General features: G+C 66.0%; 13 protein-coding genes. 5 read left to right on the top strand and 8 right to left on the bottom strand.

Features of this window, described 5'->3' with window-relative positions; translation table 11 throughout:
- Positions 1-12 precede the first annotated feature (12 nt).
- The 3 genes from ACYUME_RS01675 to ACYUME_RS01665 all read right to left on the bottom strand — a co-directional run bounded on the left by ACYUME_RS01675 (position 13) and on the right by ACYUME_RS01665 (position 4,174).
- Positions 13-1,671, bottom strand: a complete 1,659-nt coding sequence (locus ACYUME_RS01675; protein WP_460417907.1) for a Na/Pi cotransporter family protein — start codon at positions 1,669-1,671, stop codon at positions 13-15.
- 352 nt (positions 1,672-2,023) lie between these two features.
- The gene (locus tag ACYUME_RS01670) at positions 2,024-2,794 is read right to left on the bottom strand and encodes a TerC family protein (RefSeq protein ID WP_279887660.1); all 771 of its coding nucleotides are present in this window, start codon (positions 2,792-2,794) and stop codon (positions 2,024-2,026) included.
- A gap of 72 nt (positions 2,795-2,866) precedes the next feature.
- On the bottom strand, positions 2,867-4,174 hold the full coding sequence (locus ACYUME_RS01665) for a CitMHS family transporter (RefSeq protein WP_279887659.1): 1,308 nt from the start codon (positions 4,172-4,174) through the stop codon (positions 2,867-2,869).
- Between the two features lie 269 nt (positions 4,175-4,443).
- Between ACYUME_RS01665 and ACYUME_RS01660 the strand changes: the two genes are divergently transcribed.
- Positions 4,444-4,848, top strand: a complete 405-nt coding sequence (locus ACYUME_RS01660; protein ID WP_279887658.1) for a GFA family protein — start codon at positions 4,444-4,446, stop codon at positions 4,846-4,848.
- 505 nt (positions 4,849-5,353) lie between these two features.
- Here the strand turns inward: ACYUME_RS01660 and aguA are convergent.
- Positions 5,354-6,460, bottom strand: coding sequence for an agmatine deiminase (aguA, locus tag ACYUME_RS01655; protein ID WP_279887657.1), 1,107 nt, complete (start codon positions 6,458-6,460; stop codon positions 5,354-5,356).
- Positions 6,461-6,684: 224 nt separating this feature from the next.
- Positions 6,685-9,585, bottom strand: a complete 2,901-nt coding sequence (locus ACYUME_RS01650) for an aminotransferase (protein ID WP_460417906.1) — start codon at positions 9,583-9,585, stop codon at positions 6,685-6,687.
- Positions 9,586-9,733: 148 nt separating this feature from the next.
- On the opposite strand from ACYUME_RS01650, the gene ACYUME_RS01645 reads away from it, so the two are divergent.
- Genes ACYUME_RS01645 through ACYUME_RS01635 form a run of 3 tightly spaced genes read left to right on the top strand, consistent with a single transcriptional unit; the run spans position 9,734 to position 13,403 of the window.
- Positions 9,734-11,548 carry a sensor histidine kinase gene (locus ACYUME_RS01645; RefSeq protein WP_460417905.1) on the top strand — a complete coding sequence of 605 codons (1,815 nt, stop codon included), beginning with the start codon at positions 9,734-9,736 and terminating at the stop codon, positions 11,546-11,548.
- Positions 11,545-12,951 carry a sigma-54-dependent transcriptional regulator gene (locus ACYUME_RS01640; protein ID WP_279887654.1) on the top strand — a complete coding sequence of 469 codons (1,407 nt, stop codon included), beginning with the start codon at positions 11,545-11,547 and terminating at the stop codon, positions 12,949-12,951. Before ACYUME_RS01645 ends, ACYUME_RS01640 begins: the two co-directional genes overlap by 4 nt.
- The gene (locus tag ACYUME_RS01635; protein ID WP_460417904.1) at positions 12,948-13,403 is read left to right on the top strand and encodes a thioesterase domain-containing protein; all 456 of its coding nucleotides are present in this window, start codon (positions 12,948-12,950) and stop codon (positions 13,401-13,403) included. Before ACYUME_RS01640 ends, ACYUME_RS01635 begins: the two co-directional genes overlap by 4 nt.
- 103 nt (positions 13,404-13,506) lie before the next feature.
- Here ACYUME_RS01635 and cysQ read toward each other — a convergent pair whose 3' ends face one another.
- Both cysQ and nudE read right to left on the bottom strand, forming a co-directional pair.
- The gene (cysQ, locus tag ACYUME_RS01630; protein WP_460417903.1) at positions 13,507-14,349 is read right to left on the bottom strand and encodes a 3'(2'),5'-bisphosphate nucleotidase CysQ; all 843 of its coding nucleotides are present in this window, start codon (positions 14,347-14,349) and stop codon (positions 13,507-13,509) included.
- Complete coding sequence (nudE, locus tag ACYUME_RS01625) at positions 14,346-14,912, bottom strand: ADP compounds hydrolase NudE (RefSeq protein ID WP_279887651.1); 567 nt, start codon at positions 14,910-14,912, stop codon at positions 14,346-14,348. The genes cysQ and nudE overlap by 4 nt, the downstream gene beginning before the upstream one ends.
- A gap of 64 nt (positions 14,913-14,976) precedes the next feature.
- Here nudE and yrfG point away from each other — a divergent pair, with 64 nt between their 5' ends.
- Positions 14,977-15,639, top strand: coding sequence for a GMP/IMP nucleotidase (gene yrfG / locus ACYUME_RS01620; RefSeq protein WP_460417902.1), 663 nt, complete (start codon positions 14,977-14,979; stop codon positions 15,637-15,639).
- Positions 15,640-15,722: 83 nt separating this feature from the next.
- On the opposite strand, the gene lysM is transcribed toward yrfG, so the two are convergent.
- Complete coding sequence (gene lysM, locus ACYUME_RS01615; protein WP_186731827.1) at positions 15,723-16,163, bottom strand: peptidoglycan-binding protein LysM; 441 nt, start codon at positions 16,161-16,163, stop codon at positions 15,723-15,725.
- Positions 16,164-16,222 lie beyond the last annotated feature (59 nt).

The following is a 16,222-nucleotide window of genomic DNA, read 5'->3' as shown; positions in this document are numbered from 1 at the left end:
GGGTGCGTGGGCTCAGGGTTGGCGGGCTTCGTCCGGCACGCTGTCGAGCATCAGCCCGCCGGTGTCGGTGCCGCCCAGTACCACATAGGCACTGCTGCAGAACAAAGAGTTCAACCGCTTCATGTCGGCAATGAGCTCCAAGTGTAGCGAACTGGTCTCGATACTCTGCACCACTTTACGTTGCAGGCGGCTGACATGGGCGTGGGCCAGGCGCCGCTCCTGGGCGCGGAAGCGGCGTTTCTCGCGCAGCAGCTGGCGCGCGCTCTCAGGGTCGGCGCTGAGAAATACCGACAGGCCCAGACGCAGGTTGGCCAGCAACTGCTCCTGCAGGCCGGTCAGTTCTTCCAGGCCGGTCTGCGAGAACTCCCGGCGCTGCGAGGTCTTCTGCTGCTGCACCTTGCGCAGCATGCGCTCGATCAGGTCGCTGGCCAGCTTGAGGTTGATCGCCAGCTCGATGATCTCGGCCCAGCGTCGGTTGTCCTGCTCGCCGAGGTCTTCGCGCGGCATCTGCGCCAGGTACAGCTTGATGGCGTTGTACAAGGCTTCGGCATCTTCGCCGAGCGCCCGCACCTGCTGCGGCATCGCCGGCTGGGTGCCGCGCAGCGCGGCGAGCATGGCCTCGAGCAGGCTGTCGACGATATCGCCCAGGCGCAGGGTCTCGCGCACGGCGTTGGCCAGCGCCAGGCTGGGGGTGGTCAGCGCGGTCGGGTCCAGATGGCGCGGCTGGGTGTGGCCATTGCCGTTGTCGCAGTCGGGCAGCAGGTAACTGCACAGCCGGCCCATGGGCTTGACCGTGGGCAGCATGAGCAGGCAGCGCACGCTGTTGTAGAGCAGATGAAAGCCAATCACCAGTTCCTGGGGGCTGAAGGTCAGGCTGTCCATCCAGTCCACCAACGGGTGCAGCACCGGGATGATCAGCACCAGGCCGATCATCTTGTACAGCAGGCTGCCCAGCGCCACCCGGCGCCCGGCGCTGTTCTGCAAGCTGGTGGTGAGGAAGGCGAGCAAGCCACTGCCGATGTTGGCACCGATCACCAGGCCGATGGCCACCGGCAGGCTGATCACCTCGGCACCGGCCAGGGTCGCGGTGAGCAGCACGGCGGCCAGGCTCGAGTAGGAAATCATCGCGAACAGCGCGCCGACCAGGGCATCGAGCAGGATGTCGCCGGTCAGCGAGGCGAACAGCACTTTCACGCCCTGGGCGTGGGTGATCGGCGCGGCGGCGTGCACGATCAGCTGCAAGGCCAGGATGATCAGGCCCAGGCCGATGCCCACCCGGCCCATTTGGCCGGCGCGGGTCTGCTTGCGCGAGAGAAAGAAGATCACCCCGAGGAAGATCAGCAGCGGCGACAGCCAGGACAGGTCGAAGGTCAGCACCCGCGCCATCAGCGCGGTGCCGACGTCGGCGCCGAGCATGATCGCCAGGGCCGGGGTCATGGCCATCAGGCCCTGGCCGACGAACGAGGTGACCAGCATGGCGGTGGCGTTGCTGCTTTGCACCATGGCGGTGACCAGGATCCCGGCGATGAACGCCAGCGGGCGCTTGTCCATGTTCTGGCCAAGCAGCCGGCGCAGATTGGAGCCGTAGACCCGCAGGATGCCGGTACGCACGATATGGGTGCCCCACACCAGCAACGCCACGGCGGAGAGCAGGTTGAGCAGAGTCAGCATGGTCGGGCCCCCTGTTCTTCTATGCCCCTGGGCGGGGCCAATGGGTGGTGCGGTGAGCCTGGCCCGGGGGTGGGCTGGTTTTTTCAGTGCTCACTGAAGCTTTAGTTGTTTTGCACGGCAGTCGCCAGCTTGGCATGACTGAAATCTATTTGAAACACGGGTGGCCTGTAGGAGCGGCCTTGCCGGGGCGCCGGACCGGCCGGAAAGGACCGCAGAGCGGTCCCGACAATCTTGCATGATGCCAAGATCCTGGGGCCGCTGCGCGCCCCTATCGCGACACAAGGCCGCTCCTACAGGGGGCGTGGATGCGAAAAAGGGCCCCGAAGGGCCCTTTTGTACCGCGCTCCTGATCTTACTGACCCGGAATGTCCTTGCGCAGTTTCACCGCGTCGGGTTCTTCACCCTTCTTGCGCGCCGCCGCAGTGCGCATGCGGATGTTGATCGCCTCCACCGCCAGCGAGAAGGCCATGGCGAAGTAGACGTAGCCCTTGGGCACATGCACGTCCAGGGATTCGGCGATCAGCACGGTACCGACGACGATCAGGAACGACAGCGCAAGCATCTTCAGCGACGGGTGCTTGTCGATGAAGTCGCTGATGGTGCCGGCGCAGAGCATCATCACCAGCACCGCGACGATGATCGCGGCGATCATCACCGGCACGTGGGAAACCATACCCACCGCGGTGATCACCGAGTCCAGCGAGAACACGATGTCGATGATGGCGATCTGGATGATGGTGTAGAAGAACTTGCCGCCCGCGCCCTTGGGCTCGTCCGGGCTTTCGTCCTCGCCTTCCAGGCCGTGGTAGATCTCTTGCGAGCTTTTCCACAGCAGGAACAGGCCGCCGAAGAACAGGATCAGGTCGCGACCGGAAATGCCCTGGCCGAACACGTGGAACAGGTCGTCGGTCAGGCGCATGACCCAGGTGATCGACAGCAGCAGCAGGATCCGCGTGACCATCGCCAGGGCCAGGCCGAAGATCCGCGTGCGCGGCTGCAGGTGCTTGGGCATGCGGCTGACCAGGATCGAGATCATGATGATGTTGTCGATCCCGAGCACGATCTCAAGGGCCGTGAGGGTGAAAAAGGCAACCCAGATTTCCGGGCTGGTCAGCCATTCCATGTGTATTCCTTCGAGCAGTAAAGGCAAAGCGCCCAAATGACGGGCGCTTTGCGGTTGGATGATGCGCTTGTATTACAGACTGCTGAACAGCGGGAAAGTCCCCAGGGCCAGCGCGCCGAACATTATGCACAGGCACACCAGCACTGCCCACTTGAGGGTGAAGCGCTGGTGGTCGCCGAACTCGATGCCGGCCAGGGCCACCAGCAGGTAGGTGGAGGGTACCAGCGGGCTGAGCAGGTGTACCGGTTGCCCGACGATCGACGCGCGGGCCATCTCCACCGGGGTGACGCCGTAGTGGCTGGCGAACTCCGACAGCACCGGCAACACGCCGTAGTAGAAGGCGTCGTTGGACATGAAGAAGGTGAACGGCATGCTGACGATCGCGGTGATCACCGCCATGTACGGGCCGAACGCCTCCGGAATCACCGCCAGCAGGCTCTTGGACATGGCATCGACCATGCCGGTGCCCGACAGGATGCCGGTGAAAATGCCGGCGGCGAAGATCAGCCCGCTCACGGCCAGCACACTGGAGGCATGGGCGGCGATGCGGTCCTTCTGCTGTTGCAGGCATGGGTAGTTGACGATCATGGCGATGCTGAAGGCGATCATGAACAGCACCGGCAGCGGTAGCGCGCCAGCGATGAGGGCGACCATCAGCGCGGCGGTCAGCGCGCCGTTGAACCAGATCAGCTTGGGCCGACGGGCTTCGGGGAACTGCGAGACACTGATCTCGCTGTGGTCGATGTCGTCGGTCGGCAGGTGCAGCTCGCCCAGGCGGGCACGCTCGCGCTTGCCGTACCAGTAGGCGATCGCCAGGATCGCCGCCACGCCGAAGGCCATGGCCGGGATCATCGGCACGAAGATGTCCGACGGATCGACGTGCAGGGCGCTGGCGGCACGGGCGGTGGGCCCGCCCCAGGGGGTCATGTTCATCACCCCGCCGGCGAGAATGATCAGCCCGGCCATGATCCGTGGGCTCATGCCCAGGCGGCTGTACAGCGGCAGCATGGCGGCGCAGCAGATCATGTAGGTGGTGGCGCCGTCACCGTCGAGGGACACCACCAGGGCCAGCACCGCGGTACCGACCGAGACTTTCAGCGGGTCGCCCTTGACCAGCTTGAGGATCTTGCGCACGGCCGGGTCGAACAGGCCGGAGTCGATCATCAGGGCGAAGTAGAGAATGGCGAACATCAGCATCACGCCGGTGGGCGCGAGCTTGCTGATGCCTTGCAGCATCATCGGGCCGATGTCGCTGTAGAAGCCCCCGAACAGGGCGAACAGGATCGGTACCAGGATCAAGGCGATCAAGGCCGACAGGCGCTTGGTCATGATCAGGTACATGAAGGTGATGACCATGGCGAAGCCGAGGAAGGTCAGCATGGCGGTACTCCAGGCGTGGCGCGGCGAAAGGAAGGACGATTCGGGCGGATCAGCGCGTCAGGCGCTGCGCGGGGAGTAGGCGCGGAGGTACGGCGGGAAGGCGGGCACAGGAAAACATCGGGAATCACCATTGTTGTTGTTGATTGGGCCGGGCACGGAAGATTGCGCGTGCCCTGGCTGACCGGTCTGCTGCCGGTGGTGGCGCTATCCTATGTGGGCAAGCTTTCAGCCAGCTTTCGCCCTGGATCAGGCGACGGGAGGTCATGTCGATGTCGGAAGTCGTCGAGGGTGGGTGCCATTGCGGCGCTCTACGGTACAGGCTGCAGGGCGACCTGGGCGATGTCGCGCACTGCCATTGCTCGATCTGCAGGCGGGTCAGCGGCGGCACGCTGGTGACCTGGGTCACCCTGCCCCTGGAGGGTTTTCAGTGGCTGGCTGGCTCGCCTCAGCGCTACATGGCGCCGGATACCTGCAGCCGCTATTTCTGCGGCAATTGCGGCGCGCATGTGGCGCTGGTGACCGCGCAGAGTCCTGAAACGATCGATGTGACCGTGGCGACACTGGATCACCCGGAGCAGGTGCCGGCCAATCGGCATATCTGGATGGGCAGCCGGTTGCCGTGGTTGCAGGTCGACCAGGGGTTGCCCGAGGAGGACGAGGAAAGCCTTGGATAGGGCCATTCGAGCAAGGCAGTTGCCCCTGCGCAGACCGGCCAGGTCAACGAGTCATGAGCGCCAGACGAAAACGCCACCGCGAAAGCGGTGGCGTTCTTCGTTGCGACGGGATCCTTCCCGGTCAGTGCCAGACAGCCAGCAGAGCTTCCAACTCGGCATCGCTGATCAGCCCCTGAGGGTATCGCCCGTCCAGCAGACGTCGTGGGTCGGTCTTCCTGACCCGGTTGCTTCCATGGTGCTTCAACCACTGCGCCAAGACCTTCAGCGATTCGTGATTCACCGCCGATGGGGGCAAAGCCGACTCACTTGCTGCATTCATTTCAACACGTACTCCCTGGGCCCGTGAGCGGCTAACTTACGTAAGGTTTGTTACAGAACGGCGTATAGCTATCCCTCTGAAACACAATGAAAAATCAATACAAGAGCTGTGCCATTGCGCCCCACCGACCGTCGCCCGCAAACAAAAAGGCCCGTCATGCGACGGGCCTTTTCGGTGGCGGGCGGATCAGCGCTTGACCGGCGCCGGCTGCTGCTGGGTCAGGCAGTGGATGTTGCCACCGCCAAGCAACAGCTCGCGGCCTGGGATCATCACCACCTCATGGTCCGGGAAGACCTTGGCCAGAATCGCTCTGGCCTGGGCATCGGCAGGGTCGTCGAAGCTCGGGGCGATGATCCCGCCATTGACGATCAGGAAGTTCACGTAGGAACCGGCCAGGCGCACCGACGGGTCGCGCTCCTGGCTGCCGGCCACGTGATCGACGCCGGCGCACTCCGCTTCGGTGGCGAACAACGGGCCGGGGATCGGCATCTTGTGCACCACGAACTCACGGCCCTTGGCGTCACGGGTGTTTTTCAGCACCTCGTACGCGGCATGGCAGCGCGCGTAGTTGGGGTCCTGGGGATCATCGGTCCAGGCCAGTAACACTTCGCCGGGGCTGACGTAACAGCAGAAGTTGTCGACATGACCGTCGGTCTCGTCGTTGTACAGGCCGTCCGGCAGCCAGACGATGGTCTCGACCGCCAGGTGCTCGCGCAGGATCTCTTCGATCTGCTCGCGGTTCAGGTGCGGGTTGCGGTTGCGGTTGAGCAGGCACTCTTCGGTGGTGATCAGGGTGCCTTCGCCGTCGACATGGATCGAACCACCCTCGAGCACGAAGCCTTCGGTGTGGTAGCGCTGCACGCGCTCCATCTCCATGACCTTGGCGGCCAGCTCTTCGTCGCGGTTCCACGGTGCGTACAGGCCGCCGTCGAAGCCGCCCCAGGCGTTGAAGCCCCAGTCCACGCCCCGTACCTCGCCGTGGTCGTTGATGACGAAGGTCGGACCGGTGTCACGTACCCAGGCGTCGTCGTTGCTGATCTCGACCACGCGGACGTTCGGCAGGTCGAGCTGGCGACGGGCGTTCTCGTACTGGCCGGCGGACACCGCCACGGTCACCGGCTCGAAGCGGGCGATAGCCTTGGCCAGGGTCACGTGCGCGGCCTGCGCCGGCTTGCCGCCCAGGCGCCAGTTGTCCGGGCGCTCGGGCCAGACCATCCATACCTGGGTCTGCGGGGCCCACTCGGCGGGCATGTGGAAACCGTCGGCGCGGGGGGTCGAGTTGAGCGTTTTCATCGATGACCTCTAGAACAAGTTTCGAAGGGAGGGGCCCGCGACGCAAGGCCGCTCCCACAGGTCGAACGCTATCCCTGTAGGAGCGGCCTTGCGCCGCGAAAGGACCGCAAAGCGGTCCCGGCTGCTTTATGACGAACACTTATATCCGATAAATATCGACTTTAAAAGCAGGCGACGAGACCGTTTCTGCATAAGGCGCCATTGAAAATCGATAAGAATCGATTTCACAAGCCCTCACCCAGAATCCGCTCCACGCTGTCGACAAAGTAGTCCACGCTCGCCCGCGTGGTGCACATCGGCGGCTTGATCTTGAGAATGTTCAGGTAGTCGCCGGTCGGCTGCATGAAGATCCCCAGGTCGCGCAGGCGATCGCACAGGATCATGGTCTCCTCGGTCGCCGGTTCCAGCGTCTGGCGATCGCGCACCAGTTCCAGCCCCAGGTAGAACCCGGAACCATGGGCGGCGCCGGCAAGCGGATGTTTATCGACCAGCGCCTGCAGACGCGCCTTGAAATGGCGCCCCACGTCCCGCGCGTTGTCCCACAGCCCCTCGTCACGCATCACGTCCAGCACCGCGATGCCGATCCGGCAACTGACCGGGCTGCCACCGGCCGAGGAGAAGAAGTAGCCCTCGGCCTCCAGCGCCTCGGCGATTTCGCGGCGGGTGATCACCGCGCCCAACGGCTGGCCGTTGCCCATGCCTTTGGCCATGGTGATGATGTCCGGCACCACGCCCTGCTCCTCGAAGCCCCAGAAGTACTCGCCCAGGCGTCCGTAGCCAACCTGCACCTCATCGGCGATGCACACCCCGCCACGCTGGCGCACCTTGGCGTAGGCCTCGCGCAGGTAGCCCGGCGGCAGCGAGATGCCACCGGCGTTACCGTACACCGGCTCGCAGATCATGCCCGCCAGCTGGCGGCCCCGGGCATCGAGGTCGGCCAGCTTGGCATCGACATCGCGCAGGTAGTCGGCGGCGCTGTCGGCACCCCGGAAGCGACCACGGAAGGTGTTCGGTGCCTCCACCGGGTGCACCCAGTCCGGTCGGGTCTCCAGGGCCTGGGGGTTGTCGGCGATGGAAGTGGAGATCGCATCGGTGGCCACCGACCAGCCATGGTAGGCCTCGAGCACGCTGAGCAGATCGCGTCCGCCACTGTAGGCCCAGGCCAGGCGGATCGCCAGGTCATTGGCCTCGGTGCCGCTGTTGACCAGGAACACCCGGTCGAAGCCTGCCGGGGCCACGTCCAGCAGGCGCTCGGAGAACTCGGCGATGGCCGCGTAGTGGAAACGCGAGTTGGTGTTGACCAGCGACCACTGGCGCGCCGACTCGGCGACCATGCGCGGATGGCCGTGGCCGAGCACCGCGACGTTGTTGAGCATGTCCAGGTACGAGCGGCCCTGCATGTCGATCAGGTAGTTGCGCCAGCCGCGTTCGATGTGCGGCGGCTGCGCGTAGTAGTGCTTCTGCGAACGGGCGAAGCTGGCATCGCGGCGGGCCAGCAGGGCCTGTGGGTCGACCAGCGGCTCGGCGTCGCAGTCCAGGCCCAGCAGCGCGCGCGGCGACGGGCACAGGGCCAGCCAGGCGGCGGCCTGGGATGGAGGGGCGAAGAAGGGCGGACGGGCCTCGCCGTCCAGGCACAGTTGCACGCTGAGGAAACCACAGGTGGCGCCCAGCGCTTGCCCCTTGCCCAGCGCCTGGCCGTTCGCTGGCGCGGCTTCCAGGCCATCGAGGTACAGGTCCCACTGCGCGGTGCGCAGGTAGCCACGGCCATCGCCCAGGCGCTGCCAGACACCCGCCTCGGGCGCTTGCAGCGCGGTACCGGGCGGCAGGTTCAGCTCCACGCCCAGGGCGCAGGTCGCCGGTTCATCGGGCCGGTCGATGTGGGTCTGCGACAGCCGGTACTGACCGTACAGGCTGCAGGCCGGGCCGGGCTGAGCGGCGAGCAATCGCTGGTCGAAACCCGGTTGTTCCCAGTTGCCGGCTTCGCAGTGCGGGCTGAGCACGCCCAGATCGACGCGCGCGACCGGCTGCCCCGCCAGCTCCGGCACCAACGCGGCGCAGCCAGCAAAGTCGACGGTATCTGGTGCCCGGCCCGCCGCTTGCAGGATTGCCGCCTCCATCAATGCCACGGGCACGGCGCAGGCGGTATCGAAGATCTCCCATTCATGGGCAATGTTGTCGCGGGTGTACTGGTTGCCGGGGTCGACCGTCAGTTGCTGCTCGCTGCTGAGCACCAGCACCGCGGCGCGGTTCAGCACCAGCGGCCACAAGGCACGCAGCTCGGCGTCCTGCAGTGGGTTGATGGCGTGGTAGGCGCTGATCGCCGGCAGGATGCGCAGTGGGTCGCCTTCGGCATGGTGCAGCAGCGCGGCGCAGGTCACCGACAGGTCGGCGATGCGCCAGGTACGCAGCAGGTCACCGAAGTCGATGACACCTTGCACCTGCCACTGGCGCTCGCCATCGCGCGCCCAGACCACATTGTCGTCGGTGATGTCCAGGTGCACGGCTTGCAGCGGCAGCCGCTCGATCAATGGTTGCAGGCGTGCGGCGGCTGAACCGGCGACCTGCTCGACCTGAGCGCGGCGCCGCGGATCCTGCAGGACCGGCAGCAGGTGCGCGATCAGCGCCTGGGCGTGGCGGGGATCCCACTGCAAGGTGCGCTCGAGCCCCGGATGATCGAAGCCGGCCAGGGCCTGGTCGACCTTGGCGCAGAGCGCCCCGAGCTCGGCCATCAGGCGGGGCGCCATGTGCTTGAGGCGCGTGAGCGGCTGGCCATCGATATAGTCGAGCAGGCGTACGCGCAAGGCCTGCCCGTCGATGTCCAGCGCCAGCAGGTCCTGGCCATCGCTGGCGGGGCGCACCGCAGGCACCGGCAGCCCCTGCTCGCGCAGATAACCCAGCGCGGCATGCTGGGCTTGCAGCTCCACCTCGGCGTAGCTGGCATGGCAGGCCTTGAGCACGTAGCGCGCTGCGGCGCAGTCGACGCGCCAGTTCAGGTCCTGCTGGCTGCCCAGGACGTGCAAGTCGCCCTGCAGATCGTAATGCGCGCGCAGCAAGGCATGGACCCGGGCCTCGTCGAGCGACGGGGCGGGCAGGCTGGAACGCTGGATCAGGGTGGCAAGCGACATGGCGGGGACCTCGTTTTTTTCCGTATATCGCCATCAGCCGGGACGATTGGCAAGCAGGCGACGTGCAAACACGATCGGCGTGCCTGCAAACACCTCGATCGCCAACTGTCGCATAATTGCGCCAGACCCCATTGGCGCCCCTATCGCGATGATTGCCAGACCCACACCTCCCCGCCGCCCCCGCTGGCGCAGCCTGGCCCTGCTGGCGCTGTGCCTGGCCCCACTGCTGTGGCCGCTGCATCACCTGGCCGAACGCTACTACCAGGACGAACTGGCCTCGCAGAACCGCCAGACCCTCGACCTGTACGTCGCCAACCTGCTCGGCACCCTGCACCGCTACGAAACCCTGCCGCAGATCCTCGGCGACCTGCCGGCGCTGCGCGGCGTGCTGGCCGACCCGTTCAGGCTCGAGGCGGTGACCAACGCCAATCGCCTGCTCAAGGAGATCACCCGCCAGACCGGTGCAGAGGTGATGTACCTGATGGACGTCAGCGGCAACACCCTGGCCGCCTCCAACTGGGACAAGCAGGACAGCTTCGTCGGCCGCAACTTCTCCTTCCGCCCATACTTCATCGAAGCGATGGACGGCCATCTGGGGCGTTTCTTCGGCCAGGGCACCACCTCGGCCAAGCGCGGTTACTTCTTCGCCGCCGCCGTGCACGACCGCGACAAGGTGATCGGCGTGCTGGTGGTCAAGGTCGACCTCGACCACACCGAAACCCTCTGGGGTCGCACGCCGGAACAGTTGCTGCTGACCGACCAGAACGGCGTGGTGGTGCTCACCTCGCGCCCGGATTGGCGTTTTCGCGCCACCCGCGAGCTGACCGAGGCCGAACGCCAGGCCATCGTCGCCATCCAACCCTACCCGACCCAGGCGCCGCAGCCCTTGAGCCTCAATCGCGAGGCCTGGCTCACCCAGACCCGCGACATCGAGGAAACCGGCTGGCAGGTGAACATCCTCGCTCCGCGCACCCTGGTCGACCGCTCGGTGCAGACGGTCATGGCCATCGGCGGCGGCGCGCTGCTGGTGACCATGCTCCTGGCCGGCCTGGTGATGCAGCGCCGCCGCCACTACATCGACCGCATCGACTTCGAGGCTCGCGCCCGCCAGGAACTGGAGCAGCGCGTGGCCGAACGCACCGCCGACCTCGAAGGCCTCAACACGCGACTCAAGAGCGCCGTGCTCGAACGCGAGAACGCCCAGCAGGAATTGGTGCGCGCCCAGGACGAACTGGTCCAGGCCGGCAAGCTGTCGGTGCTCGGCACCATGTCGGCGAGCATCAGCCACGAGCTGAACCAGCCCCTGGCCGCCATCCGCAGCTACGCCGAGAACGCCGAGATCCTGCTCGACCATCAGCGTACCGAGGACGTGCGCGGCAACCTCAAGCTGATCGGCGAGCTGACCGGGCGCATGGCCTCGATCATCACTCACCTGCGCGCCTTCGCCCGCCGCGACCAGCACGCGCCGGAAAGCGTGGCCCTGCAACCGGCACTGGACGATGCCCTGGCGCTGCTGGCAAAGCGGCGCCGAGCGATGGCCGTGGAATTGGTGCGCGACCTGCCCGAGGCCACGCTGTGGGTGCAGGCCGGCGAGACCCGCCTGCGCCAGGTGCTGGGCAACCTGCTGGCCAACGCCCTCGACGCCCTCACCGAAAAAGCCAATCCGCGCAAGCTGTGGCTGAGTGCCGAACGCCAGGATGACTGCGTCTACCTGTACATTCGCGACAATGGTCCGGGTTTCAGCCGCCAGGCCCTGGAGCATGCCAAGGAGCCGTTCTTCACCACCAAGACCCGCACCCAGGGCCTGGGGCTGGGGCTGGCCATCTGCGAAAGCCTGATGCATGCGCTGGGCGGCGAGCTGCTGCTGGGCAACCACCCGGAAGGCGGCGCGTTGCTGACCCTGCGCCTGCGCGTGGCCAAGCCCGGCGCCAACCTGCAATCTTCGGAGGACACCTCGGCATGACCGAGACACTGATCGACAGTCGCGCCCAGGTGGTCCTGGTCGATGACGACCCGCACCTGCGCCAGGCCCTGAGCCAGACCCTGGACCTGGCCGGGCTCAAGGCTGTGCCCCTGGCCGACGCCCAGGGCCTGGCTGGACGCATCGAAGAGGACTGGCCTGGCGTGGTGGTCAGCGATATCCGCATGCCCGGCATCGATGGCCTGCAACTGCTGGAGCAACTGCACGCCCGCGACAGCGAGCTGCCGGTGCTGCTGATCACCGGGCATGGCGATGTGCCGCTGGCGGTGCAGGCGATGCGCGCCGGTGCCTATGATTTTCTCGAAAAACCCTTCGCCAGCGACGCCCTGCTCGACAGCGTGCGCCGTGCCCTGGCCCTGCGTCGCCTGGTGCTGGACAACCGCAGCCTGCGCCTGGCCCTGAGCGACCGCCAGCAGTTGGCCACGCGCCTGGTCGGCCAGTCACCGGGCATGCAGCGCCTTCGCGAGCAGATCGGCGCCCTGGCCGGCACCCGCGCCGATGTGCTGATCCTGGGCGAAACCGGCGCCGGCAAAGAGGTGGTGGCCCGCGCCCTGCACGATCTGTCGAGCCGCCGCGATGGCCCGTTCGTGGCGATCAACGCCGGCGCCCTGGCCGAGTCGGTGGTCGAGAGCGAACTGTTCGGCCATGAGCCCGGCGCATTCACCGGGGCGCAGAAACGCCGGATCGGCAAGTTCGAGTTCGCCAACGGCGGCACGCTGTTCCTCGACGAGATCGAGAGCATGAGCCTGGACGTGCAGGTCAAGCTGCTGCGCCTGCTGCAGGAGCGCGTGGTCGAACGACTCGGTGGCAACCAGTTGATCCCGCTGGATATCCGCATCATCGCGGCAACCAAGGAAGACCTGCGCCAGGCCGCCGACCAAGGGCGCTTTCGCGCCGACCTGTACTACCGCCTCAATGTCGCGCCGCTGCGCATCCCTGCGCTACGCGAGCGTGGCGATGACATTCTCGTGCTGTTCCAGCATTTCGCCGACGCCGCCAGCGAACGCCACGGCCTGCCGCCCCATGGCCTGCAACCGGCGCAGCGCGCCATGCTCCTGCGCCACGACTGGCCGGGCAACGTCCGTGAGCTGCAGAACGCCGCCGAACGCTTCGCCCTGGGCCTGGAGCTGGCCCTGGACGGCCAGGCGCCCAGCGCCGCCGCTGACATCCAGATACCCACGTCAAGCGGCAACCTCAGCGAACAGGTCGAGCAGTTCGAACGCTCGCTGATCGCCGCCGAGCTGACCCAGCCGCACAACTCGATGCGCAGCCTTGCCGAAGCGCTCGGCATCCCGCGCAAGACCCTGCACGACAAGCTGCGCAAGCACGGCCTGAGCTTCGACGGCGGTGCTGGGCACGACGACCAGGAGGACAACCGTCAATGAGCGCCGATAGCCAGTACCTGCAATCGGTATTGCACAGTGATATTCCGCTGACCCGCGAGATGGGGATGGAAGTGATCGATTGGCGGCGGCACTGCCTGCGCCTGAAACTGCCGCTGGCACCCAACGTCAACCACAAGAGCACCATGTTCGGCGGCAGCCTGTACTGCGGCGCCGTGCTGGTGGGTTGGGGCTGGCTGCACCTGCGCCTGCGTGAATTGGGGATCGATGACGGGCATATCGTCATCCAGGAAGGGCAGATCAGTTATCCGCTACCGGTCACGGGTACGGCGGTGGCACAGTGCCCGGCGCCGGACGAGAAGACCTGGGAGCGGTTCCTGACGATGTACCAGCGGCGCGGGCGAGCGCGGCTGACGCTGGAGACGGTGGTGAGCAACGAGGGTAGCGACGAGCCTGCTGTGAAGTTCAGCGGGCAGTACGTGTTGCATCGATGAAAGCAGATAACGTGGGAGCGGGCTTGCCCCGCGACGAGGCCAGTCAGGACAACTGGGCAGCCTGCTATGGCCCCATCGCGGGGCAAGCCCGCTCCCACGTGCGTCACACTTTGGGGTCAGCTGAGGACATGCTCAGTTCGACCAACGCCTTCCGCCAACCGGCAGCCTTGGGCAACGCCAGGAAAAACGGATTGAGCAACGACTCCCGCGCCGGATAGCGGAACGGCAACCCATCCAGCCCGATCACCTCGCCCCCGGCCCCTTCCAGCACGCCCTGAGCAGCTGCGGTATCCCACTGCGAGGTCGGCGCCAGGCGTGGATAGCAGTCGGCACTGCCTTCGGCCAACAGGCAGAACTTCAGCGAGCTGCCGATGTTGGCCAGTTCCAGCTCACCCACCGCACTGCTCAGGCCGGCCAGCAGGGCCTCCTGCTGCGGGCTGGAATGGCGGCGGCTGGCAACGACGGTGAAGTTCGCCCCCGGCGGCGGCGCATTGCGCACCTGGATCGGCTGCTCGGCACCGCCGCGCTCCACACGCCAGGCCCCGAGATCGCGGCCGCCGAAATAGCAGCGGCCATTGGTCGGCATCGCCACCACGCCGAACACCACCTCGCCATTCTCGATCAGCGCGATGTTGACGGTGAACTCCTCGCTCCCGGCAATGAACTCCTTGGTGCCATCCAGCGGGTCGACCAGCCACCAGCGCTGCCAGCCTTGGCGGGTGGCCAGCGGGATCTCGCAGTCTTCCTCGGACAGCACCGGGATCTGCGGCGCCAGCGCCTGCAGGCCCTCGGCGATCACCCGGTGGGCCGCCAGGTCGGCAGCGGTCACCGGCGAATCGTCGGCCTTGCTGGTCACCGCCACATCGGCGCGCCAGAACGGCAGGATCGCCTCGCCAGCCGAGCGGGCGAGCAACACCACGTCCTGCATCAACTGCTTATCGCTCATACGCTCAGCACCCCACGCTGGATCAGCAGGTCACGCGCCAGGTACAGCGCCGCCAGCGCCCGGCCTTCGGTGAACTGCGGGTGCATGGCCAGGGCCGAGAGTTCGCGCAGGTTGACCTTGTCGACCCGCATCGGCTCGGGCTCGTCGCCCTCCAGGCGCTCTTCATACAGATCGGTGGCCAGCACCACCTGAATCTTCTGGCTCATGTAGCCCGGCGACAGCGACAGCTCGGTCAGGTGTTCCAGCTGCCGCGCGCCGAAGCCGGCCTCTTCCTTGAGCTCGCGGTCGGCGGCGGCCAGCACGTCCTCGCCCGGCTCGATCAGGCCCTTGGGCAGGGACAGCTCGTATTCGTCGGTTCCACCGCAGTATTCCTCGACCAGCACCGCGTGCTCGGCGTCGAGCATCGCCACGACCATCACCGCGCCGTAGCCATTGCCACGGCCGACCAATCGCTCATAGGTGCGCTCGGTGCCGTTGGCAAAGCGCAACTGCACGGCTTCGACGCGGAACAGGCGGCTGCTGGCGACGATCTCGCGGCTGAGGACGGTGGGTTTCTGGCGCATGGGGCGGCTCCTTGGCGTGAACGGGTTACTATACCGTGGCTTGCCGACTGATCGAGAGTTTCCCATGCCTGTTCTCCCCTGGTCCGCCATCGACACCGTCCTGCTGGACATGGACGGCACCCTGCTCGACCTGCACTACGACAACCGCTTCTGGCTGGAACACCTGCCCCAGCGCTACGCCGAGCTGCATGGCGTGAGCCGGGCCATGGCGGAGCTCGAGCTGCGCCCGCTGTTCGAGCGCCATGCCGGCACGCTCAACTGGTACTGCCTGGACTTCTGGAGCCGCGAACTGCGCCTGCCGATCCGTGAGCTGAAGCAGGAGATCGCCGATCTCATTGCCCTCAAGCCGGATGCCGACACCTTTCTCGCGGCAGTGCGCCAGGCGGGCAAGCGCGTGGTGATGATCACCAATGCGCACCGCGATTCGCTGTCGCTGAAGCTGGAGCGGGTGGAACTGGCACCGTACTTCGAACGGCTGATCAGCTCACATGACTACGGGTACCCGAAGGAGAGCCCGCAGTTCTGGGACGCCTTGCAGGCGGATATCGGCTTCGAACCGGCGCGCAGCCTGTTCATCGACGACACCCTGGCGATCCTGCGCAGCGCGCGACGTTTCGGGGTGGGGCATCTGTTGGCGGTGCGCCAGCCGGACAGCCGGGCCGAACCGCGCGATACCCAGGAGTTCGCGGCGGTCGAGGATTATCGGGATTTGTTGACTGGGCTGTAGGCCCTATCGCGGGGCAAGCCCGCTCCCACGAGTGCTTCGTCGTGAAAGCGGGGTCGTGGGAGCGGGCTTGCCCCGCGATGAACTCAATCAGGAATACGCAGTACCTGCCCTGGATAGATCTTGTCCGGATGCTTGAGCATCGGCTTGTTCGCCTCGAAGATCTTGTTGTACTTGTTGGCGTCACCATAGACCCGCTTGGAGATGGCGCTCAAAGTGTCACCTTTCTCGACCTCGACGAACCGTGCCGCCTGGGCGATAGGCCCGGTTACGGTGATCTGGTCATCCACCGAGGCAACGCCGGCGATGTTGCCAGCGGCCAGGATGATCTTCTCCTTCTCCTCCTGGCTGGCAACCTCACCCTTGAGAATGACCTTGTCTCCCTCTACAGTGGCCGAGATGTTCGGGTTGCCCAGGCCAACGTCCTGGACGTGCTTCTTCAACTGCTCCTCGGCATTGGCATTGCCCGGCGTCAGCAGGTCGATCAACTTCTCGCCGGCTTCCTTCACGAAACTGAACAGGCTCATGTAGCGCTCCTTCGATGGTGAATCCATGGAAGCAGGAGTCTAGGCCAGGATCGAGCAAA

This window comes from Pseudomonas sp. microsymbiont 2 (assembly GCF_054788395.1).
Note: the sequence above shows the minus strand (reverse complement) of the source record. Positions and strands in the feature narration are given on the sequence as shown.